The sequence below is a fragment of the Thermoplasmata archaeon genome (assembly GCA_035632695.1).
GTDB lineage: Archaea > Thermoplasmatota > Thermoplasmata > RBG-16-68-12 > RBG-16-68-12 > RBG-16-68-12.
Genome location: DASQGG010000015.1, coordinates 1 through 9059, shown reverse-complemented (window position 1 = coordinate 9059; position 9059 = coordinate 1). Strand labels below are relative to the sequence as shown.

The following is a 9059-nucleotide window of genomic DNA, read 5'->3' as shown; positions in this document are numbered from 1 at the left end:
GGCGGCTCGCCTCGTGAGCTGAGTGAAGCGTCCGTGTCGGGGCTCGACCCGGGGACCGAATCTTGATCTCGCGAGATTCGAGCCAGTCAGCGTCCGAACCGAATGGGACACGGCACAACCCTAAAATACGGAGGCCCTCATCGATGGCCGTCCCCTACAGGCGTCCCATGCCCGAACTCCGGAAGGACTACGTGACGGACACCTGGGTGGTGTTCTCCCCGGCCCGCTCGAAGCGGCCCACGGACTTTCACACCCAGACGCGACCCACCGAAAAGGCGAAGTGCCCCTTCTGTCCCGGCCATGAGTCCATGACGCCCCCGGAGATCCTCGCGTACCGGAAGGATGGCAGCGCGAACACCCCCGGATGGTGGATCCGGTGCATCCCGAACGCCTTCCCCGCCCTCCAGATCGAGGGCGAGCTCCACCGTCATGTGACCCAGCTGTTCCACAGCATGAGCGGCATCGGCGCCCACGAGGTCATCGTGGAGACACCCGAGCACGAGAGCAACGTCTCCGCCCTGAGCGACTTCCAGATGCAGGAGGTAATCACCGCCTACAAGCAGCGGTACGTTGACCTCACCCGGGACAAGCGGTTCAAGTACATCCTCATCTTCAAGAACCACGGAGAACGGGCCGGCGCCTCGATCTCGCACCCCCACTCCCAGCTAATCGCAACCCCCATCATCCCGCGCCTCCTCCTCGAGGAGGTGAACGCGCTCCATCGATTCTACGAGGCCACCGGCGGCTCGTGCCTCTATTGCGAGGTCGTGGAGACCGAACTGGAGGAGGAGCGGCGGATCGTGTCCGAAAATCGATCGTTCGTCGCGATCTCGCCCTACGCGGCCCGTTTCCCCTTCGAGACTTGGATCCTGCCGAAGTCCCACGAGATGGCCTTCGAGGACATCACCGACGACGAGCGCGCCCCGCTGGCGTCGATGATCAAGGACGTGCTCGGTCGCCTGTATCATATCCTGGACGACCCTCCCTTCAACTTCTTCATCCACACCTCGCCCTGCGATCGCAAGGAGGTCAAGTTCCACTGGCATGTGGAGATCACCCCGCGGCTCACGGAGACCGCGGGGTTCGAGCGCGGAACCGGGTTCTACATCAACCCGGTGATGCCGGAGGACGCCGCCTCGATCCTGCACGGCTAGGCGGCCCCGGCGAACGACGTGCCGAAGCCGATCGGCTTCATCCTCGAGCCCTACCCGCCCCGGGCCCGTTCGTACCACCGGGCGTACTGGGCCGCGGAGTTCTTCCAGGAGAAATCCGAGGCCATGGCCCTCTGCTGCAATCCCTTCCAGCCACGCCGCCTGCGGTAGAACCCGACGGCCCGGCGGGTCGCGTCCAGAAGGGCTTCTGGCGTGTACTCCGCGAACACGAACCCGTTCCCCTTCTTCGGATCCTGGGTCACGTCGGTCACGGTGTCCACGAGCCCGCCCGTCGCGCGCACGATGGGCACGGTCCCGTACCGCAGGCTGATCATCTGCCCTAGCCCGCAGGGCTCGAACCTGGAGGGCATGAGGAAGAAATCGGAACCCGCGTAGATTCGGTGCGCCAGGGCCTCATCGTACTTCAGGTACGCCACGAGGTTGTTCGCGCCCTCGGCAAGCTCCGCGAGGGGGTCCTCGTACTTCTTCTCCCCGGTGCCCAGAATGACCGCTTGGGCACGCAGCTCGAGGATGCCCGGGAGCGCCGGAAGAAGGACATCGAGCCCTTTTTGTTCTGTGATTCGGGAGACCATGCCCAGCAGAGGGGCCTTCGGGTCCGCGGGAAGCCCCGTCTCCTTCTGCAGGGCGTGCTTGTCTTTCGCTTTCCCGTCGATCGTCGACTTCGTGTACGTGTGGGGAATCTGGGCGTCCCGGGCCGGGTTCCACACGTCGTAATCGATGCCGTTGAGGATGCCGGAAAGCTTTGAGCCGCGAGAGCTCAGGACACCCTCGAGGCCGTCCCCGCACTCCTTGGTCTGGATCTCCTGGGCATAGGTGGGGCTGACTGCGCTGACACGGTCCGCGTAGACGATACCTGCCTTCATGAAGTTCAGTTTTCCGTAGAACTCAACGCCCTCGGGCCCCCACGACTCCGGCGGCAGCCCCGTCCATTCGAACAGGTCCCGACCGAACAGTCCCTGGTGCTGGAGATTGTGGATCGTGAAGCCCGTCCGGATCGTGCGGTAGCGCTCGTCGCCCGCATACAGCGTCCGGAGGAACGCGGGGGCCAGGGCGGAGTGCCAGTCATTGCAGTGAATCACGTCGGGCCAGAAGTCCGCGGCAGGCAAGAGGTCGAGGAGCGCTTTGCAGAAGAACCCGAACCGCTTGCCGTCGTCTTCGTATTCATAGACCTTCGGCCGGTCGTACAGGTCCGACTTGTCCACGAGGTACACGGGTACGCCATCGATGTTTGATGTGAGCAGGTGCGCCTCCTGGGTGGTGCCCCCGATCCGAACCGGAAAGGCACCCAAATCCTCTCCCGTGCCACGGATCATTCCGTAGCGGGGCAGCGCGATCCGGACATCATGGCCGAGAGACCGGAGGGCTTTGGGCAGACTCCCCGCCACGTCGCCGAGGCCGCCGACTTTCGCAAGGGGGTACGCTTCCGCTGCTGCAAAAAGAACTTTCATAGAACCCGGTGGTCCAAAGAGGGTCGTGTATTCAAATGTGCGTAGGGGCTTTCCCGCATGGCCCGGGTCGCCCCGGGAGATCAACGTCGCCTGCCTTCCTTGGGTGAAACGATGGTCGACAATCCGATGGGATCCGTCGTCTTCGTCCTCCACACCCATCTTCCTTGGGTCTTGGGCCACGGTCGGTGGCCCCACGGGGAATCGTGGCTCTACGAGGCCGCCGCGGAGTGCTACGTGCCGCTCCTGCAGATGCTGGACCGTCTTGCCACCGAGGCGCCTGATGTCCGCCTGACCCTCGGCATGACCCCCGTGCTCACGGAGAGCCTGGTCTCCCCGAGGTTCCGAGAAGGTTTCCTGACCTACCTCGAGGAACGGCGGGGCCAGGCCGAGCGGGACCGCGAGGACTTCCACGTGCAAGGGGACACGCCCGCGGAACGTCAGGCCGTCGCGTGGTCCGCGTTCTACCGGACAATCCGAACCGATTTTGAGGCACGCCTCGGGAGCGACCTCGTCGCGGGGTTCCGTCGCCTTCAGGATGCGGGCCTCATCGAAATCATCACCTCCGCCGCGACCCATGGATACTTGCCGCTCCTGGGCCGCGACGAATCCGTGGCCGCGCAGATTCGATGCGGCATCTCCTCCTATCAACGGCATTTCGGGCGGGCACCGCGGGGCGTGTGGCTTCCCGAATGCGCGTACCGGCCTCGCGGTCCCTGGTCGAGGCCGGTCGGACCGCCGCGATCCTGGACTCGGCCCGGTCTGGAAGACGTACTCGCCCGCCACCACCTGCGGTACTTCTTCGTGGACACGCATCTCGTGGTCGGCGGCGTGCCTCTCGGCACGTACGACGATCGCTTCGAGGAGAGGCGCCTCGACGCGACGGCGCCTGCCCGAGGGTTCTCGCCCAACGAAGCGCACGTCCTCCGGGCGGAGCGCGGGCGTCCGCAGGTCGCGGTCCTGGCCCGAGACCCGGGTACCAGCGTCCAGGTCTGGAGTGCGGACTACGGCTACCCGGGGGACGGGGCGTATCTCGAGTTCCACCGGAAGAAGAGAGCGGGTGGGCTGCGCTACTGGCGCATCACGGACCGGCGCCTGCCGCTCGAGGCGAAGCTTCCCTACGAGCCGAAGGATGCAGAAGCCCGGGTGCGGGCCCACGCGGAACATTTCACGGGGTTCGTGCGGCAAACCCTAGCGGACCACCGGGATCGCACGGGACGCCCGGGGGTTGTCGTCGCGCCCTTCGACACGGAGCTCTTCGGGCACTGGTGGTTCGAGGGCCTCGCGTGGCTCGAGGCGGTCCTCCGCGACCTGCGGGGCGATGTCGACACCCGGACTGCGTCCGAGTACCTCGAGCACAATCCCCCGAGGTCCCTCGTCCGCCTCCCGGAAGGTTCCTGGGGACAGGGGGGGCACCACTGGGTATGGCTGAACGATGGCACCCTCTGGGTGTGGGAGCTGGTTTATCGCGCGGAGGACGCGTTCGCGGAGGCTCTCGGCTCCGCGGGCGACGCGCCCGATCCCTTGAGCCAGCGGATCCTGCGGCAGCTTGCACGCGAGCTGCTCCTCCTCGAGGCCTCGGATTGGCCCTTCCTCATCACCACGGTGGCGGCCCACGACTACGCTGAGGCGAGATCGCGGCTTCACTTCGAGACGTTCGAATGGCTCCTGGGCATCGCGAGACGCACCGCGGAGGGTCCGATCTCCTCCGAGGACCTCACCCGGCTTTCGCAGCTCGAGGAGCGAGACTCCCTCTTCCCCGAGATCGATCTGCGGTGGTGGGCGAGGGAGCCCGCGAGTCCATGACGACCATCTCATTCCACTTCCATGGCTACCAGCCCGGGGACATCGTCCGATGGCGGGAAGCCGATCCGCTGAAGCCCCAGTCCTGGGAGGAGCGCGTTTCGCCGGTGTCCCATGCCGTGGGAGCGGACCGCTTCTCCGGACGGAACTGGACCGACGCGGTGCTCAAGACGTACGGCCGGCTCCAATCGGTCGTAGACCGGGCCGCGGGAGCGGCGTCGGTCGACATCGAGCCACAGACCCTGGTGTGGCTGGCCCAACGCGACCCCGACACCTTTCAGCGGGTCCGGAGCTCCTATGACCGCGGGTCCGCGGCCCTCGCGCTCACACCTCCGTTCCACCCGATCCTCCCGCACCTTCACCGGTTCGAACGGGAGGTCCTGTTCGAGCTGATGATCGATTTTCACGCGCCGCTCCTCCGCAGGCGCCCTGAGGCCCGTCCAGGCCTCTGGCTCCCGGAGGCCGCGTTCTCGCGCGAAACGATCGAGGACTACCTGCGTGTCGCGCGGGCCGCTGCCGCCAGAGAGGACGGCCTCCCGGATTTGACCCACGCGGTGCATCTCCTCTTGGACGCGCGCCAGTTCTCCGACTCGGCCAAGACCGTCGGCGCGTGGGCCGCCGTGGCCGGCACGCCGGGCCTTGCCGCGGTGGGGCGGGACCCTCCCCTCAGCTCGGAATTCGCATTCGGCCCGACGGGAGCCTCCGACTTCTGCCACGCGGCCCGGACCCGCGGGAAGGACCACGTCTTCGTTGCCAGCGACCTGGAATCCCTCCTCGCGAATCCGGCCCAGGCGGAGCGTTTTGAGACGATCGTCCAGACGCTGCGAGCGCAGGGAGCGGAGGTCCGCGCGCCCGTGCCTCCTTCGGGGTTGGAGGTGGTCCCCGTGGTCGAGTTCTCGAGCTGGTCGGATTACGACGAGTACCTTCAAGCGGGACATACCTCGGATACGCGCTGGACCGGGTTGCTCCGCCAGGGCGGGCTCGTCGTCCCGCGGATCCACCGCGGCCGGCGGATGTCCCAACTGTGGAAGCACGCCTTCACCCTCGCGTCGGAGCGGATCGAGACCGTCGTGCGGCGCACCGGGCAGAAAGTTCTGAAGGAGAAGGGCGTGGCGAAGCCCCCGGAGACCCTGCGTCGCCTGTCGGTTGCCTACGGTCGGCATCTCTTCCGACCGTACTATCTGGCCTGCGGGACCTCCGCGGCGGATCTCGACCTGGAGGCGGCGATGAGCGCGATCCTTCGGGGTGGGGTGGACCTTGAGCTCGCGGGCTACGTAGCCCGCAGCTACCTCTTCATGCTCATGGGCCTCCGCTCGGACCCTCGCTTCTGGGACAATCCCGACACGCGGGTGACTTTCCAGAACGTCGCGTGCCTCGCACACGCCCTCGTGGACATGGCCGAGGCCTGCCGCCGCGCGGGGGACGACGCCACTGCCGTGCGCCTACTGCGGCTCCTGCGGGCGGCCCTGATCGAGTTCGCCGAGGGGTTCGCGCGCTGGGGCTTTGGGGATCTGCAGGGTCTCGAGGGCTGGGAGACCACGGAGGAAGCGTGGTTGGAGTCCCTTCAGTCCGAGGTCCCGGAACGTTCCGGCTACGACGTGGTGAAGCGTGCGACGCTCTTCGCCGTCGGAGAGCGGCTTCCCCGGAGCCTCGACATCCCCGCGTCCCGTGGCGAAGAGGTGGTCGCGGATACCGGGCACATCGCGGGGGAGGTCCACGGCCGATGGGAGAACCCGGCGTGGTGCGAGCATCGGTTATCTTGACGGAGGGGGCGAGACCGCCAGCCGGGCGTACCGGAATCTTCATCGGCGCTCAACCGGCTTACGCCATGGGATGAAGGCCACTGTCTTCACCTGGGAATACCCGCCCAACATCTACGGCGGGGCCGGCGTCCATGCGAAATACATCACGGGCTCCCTGGCGAAGCTCATCGAGGTGGAGGTGCGGACCATCGAGGAGGGGCCGCCGCCCAACATCCCTGGGGTGCGCGTCCGACGCTACCGCCCGACCCTCCACGGCCTGGGTCCTCCCGACCCGCGGGTCGCGAAGGCTCTCGAGATCTTCTCCTTCAACGCGAACATGGTGGCGGACCCGATTGATGCCGATGTGGTTCACACCCACACCTGGTACACGAACTTCGCGGGCGCCCTCGCCAAACGCATCTATGGCTGTCGACTCGTGGCCACTGTCCATTCCCTCGAGCCCCTGCGGCCCTGGAAGCGAGAGCAGCTCGGGGCGGGCTACGAACTGAGCTCGTGGATGGAGAAGGAAGGCCTTGAGGCGTGTGACGCCGTCGTGGCCGTGTCCCGGGAGATGAAACGGGACATCCTGAAATGCTACGACATCCCGGCCTCTCGAGTCGCCGTGATCCACAACGGCGTCGATCCGCAGAAGTACCGCCCGCGGGACGGGAGCCGGTCCGTCTCGAATTTCGGAATCCGGACGCCCTTCGTCCTGTTCGTCGGCCGGCTCTCCCGGCAGAAGGGGGTGTTCGACCTCCTGGAGGCCATGGACCATGTGCCCGAGGATACGACCCTCGTCCTCGTGACCGGGAAGCCCGACACCCCGGCAATCGAGGAGGAGCTCCGCAGCGCCCTCTCCGGCAAGGGGCATGTGGTCTGGATTCCGGAGATGCTCCAGGATCCTGATCTCGTGGGCCTGTACAACGAGGCGGCCGTGTTCGCCTGCCCTTCGATCTACGAGCCCTTCGGGATCATCAATCTCGAAGCCATGGCCTGCGAGACGCCCGTGGTCGCGACGCGGGTAGGCGGCATCAAGGAAGTCGTCGTCGACAAGGAGACGGGGTTCCTCGTGCCTCCCGGCGATCCCGTGAGGCTCGGACGCGCGATCTCGAGGCTCCTTGAAGATCCCCCGCTCGCCGCCCGAATGGGGAAGGAAGGTCGCCGCCGCGTCCTGGAACACTTCACCTGGGACCGGATTGCGGCGAAGACCCTCGAGCTGTACCGGTCGCTGACGTGATGCCGCCTCGATTCGAGGACGCGGTGGGTATCCTCGAGGACACCGTGCGGCGCTCGGCCGCCTTCCGCATGTGGCTTCGTTCTCGCCGGTGGTGCGGCGAGACCGTGGGGCTGCACTCGGAACTCGTCGTGCGGGACTTGGCCGAGCTCGCTGCGACGGGCACCGAAACCTTGGTGCTTGCCGTCGTCCTCGCCAGGGAAGGCCCGTCCTCGGTCCTGCTCCATCTCCCGCTTTCGGTGGCGACCGCACGCCTAGATCCTGGCGCCTTCGAACTGTCGAGCGGTCCCGAACGGTGGTACCTCGTGGAAGCGGAGCGGCGAGACAGTTATGCGCGGTTCCTCACGGAGGCCCTCCGAAAGGGGCTCCGGCTCCGCACGCGCGCGGGGGACAGTCTTCACTTTCGAGGGGAATCCCTCGGTGCCTTTCGATCGATGGAGCGTGGTGTCGAAGGCGACAGCTCGAACCTCCTCGTCCACATGGCCACCTCGGGCCCCGAAGTCGTGTTCAAGAGCTACAAGATCGTCGATCCCCAGAACCGGGAGCCTGTCATCTTGGAGCGGCTTCGCCAACGAGGCTTCGCCTCCACGCCCCGATTCCTCGGCGAGGTTTCCCTGGGGCAAGGGGAGGAGCGCCTTGTCCTCGGGGTGGTGACGCAGAAGGTCGATGCCGAGGATCTCTTCGCCTATCTTACCGGGCTGTGGCGGGAGGAGCTACGGCCGCCGCATCCCGCGTCTACCCACGTTGAGCAGGTCACGCTGAACCTCGCGGACGGGCTGGGCGAGGCCACCGCCGCCCTCCATGATACCCTGGTCGATCGGAAGCCAAGCCCCTTCCAAGCGGAACCCTTCACGCGGGAAGACGCCCAGGCGGCGTATCGCATCGCGGCGAGGAATCTCTCGGATTCCATCCGGCTCCTCGCGCACCGGCATGGGGAGGGAGGCGACCTCCCGTCGGGCCTGGCCTCCGAATGTCGGGAGCTCCTCCTCGACCATCGGAAGGCGATCGAGAAGGTGCTCGGTTTTCTGGAAGCATCCGTCGGAACGGTGAAGACCGTGACCCACGCGGACCTCCACCTCGGTCAGGTGCTTCGCACGCGACAGGACGGATGCCTCTTCTTCGTCGACTTCGAAGGCGAACCGGAACGCTTGCCTGGCCAGCGCTCGGTGAAACTGCCGCCGCTGCGCGATGTGGCCACGATGGTCCGGTCCTTCGCGTATGTGAAGCACAGCGCATGGCGAGACTGCCTGGGGGGAGAGCCCCGCGCCGCGCTGAGGGTGTTCCGCCCGCACGAACTCCCCCCGGGACTGCTGGAGGTGCTACTGCGACTGCAAGGATGGGAGGACGCCGCGGTTCGGCGTTTCTCGGAGCGATACCTCACCCGCACAAGCCTGTATCCCGAGATCGACCCGGACAGGGCCGAGCGCATCATCCGGGGCTGGACCATGGAGAAGGCCCTCTACGAGCTCCGGTACGAGCTCAAGCACAGGCCCACGAACTTCCTCATCCCGGTCGAAGGGATCTTGTCTCTCGCGGCCCCGCACAACCGCTCTGACTGAACTGACAGGCGATTCGATGGGTCTTCCTTTCAACCCAGCGCCTGGCGGTTGGATTCGACAACGGCAAAGTCGTTCGGACTATCCGGATGAATACCGATCCCGGC

Annotated in this window: 6 protein-coding genes; 5 read left to right on the top strand and 1 reads right to left on the bottom strand. The window is 66.4% G+C overall.

What is annotated here, in order from left to right:
• The first annotated feature begins 143 nt into the window (after positions 1-143).
• Positions 144-1154: a galactose-1-phosphate uridylyltransferase gene (gene galT, locus VEY12_00845; GenBank protein HYM38679.1), complete on the top strand. Its 1011-nt coding sequence runs from the start codon at positions 144-146 to the stop codon at positions 1152-1154.
• A 50-nt stretch (positions 1155-1204) separates the two neighbouring features.
• On the opposite strand, the gene glgA (VEY12_00840) is transcribed toward galT, so the two are convergent.
• Positions 1205-2620: a glycogen synthase GlgA gene (gene glgA, locus VEY12_00840; protein HYM38678.1), complete on the bottom strand. Its 1416-nt coding sequence runs from the start codon at positions 2618-2620 to the stop codon at positions 1205-1207.
• A gap of 111 nt (positions 2621-2731) precedes the next feature.
• On the opposite strand from glgA (VEY12_00840), the gene VEY12_00835 reads away from it, so the two are divergent.
• From VEY12_00835 to VEY12_00820, 4 genes are all read left to right on the top strand, one after another.
• Complete coding sequence (locus tag VEY12_00835; GenBank protein HYM38677.1) at positions 2732-4423, top strand: 1,4-alpha-glucan branching protein domain-containing protein; 1692 nt, start codon at positions 2732-2734, stop codon at positions 4421-4423.
• Positions 4420-6183, top strand: coding sequence for a hypothetical protein (locus VEY12_00830; protein ID HYM38676.1), 1764 nt, complete (start codon positions 4420-4422; stop codon positions 6181-6183). The genes VEY12_00835 and VEY12_00830 overlap by 4 nt, the downstream gene beginning before the upstream one ends.
• A gap of 70 nt (positions 6184-6253) precedes the next feature.
• Entirely contained in the window at positions 6254-7399 is a 1146-nt protein-coding gene (gene glgA / locus VEY12_00825; protein ID HYM38675.1) for a glycogen synthase, read from the top strand.
• Positions 7399-8955, top strand: a complete 1557-nt coding sequence (locus tag VEY12_00820) for a phosphotransferase (GenBank protein HYM38674.1) — start codon at positions 7399-7401, stop codon at positions 8953-8955. The genes glgA (VEY12_00825) and VEY12_00820 overlap by 1 nt, the downstream gene beginning before the upstream one ends.
• The last annotated feature ends 104 nt before the right edge of the window (positions 8956-9059 follow it).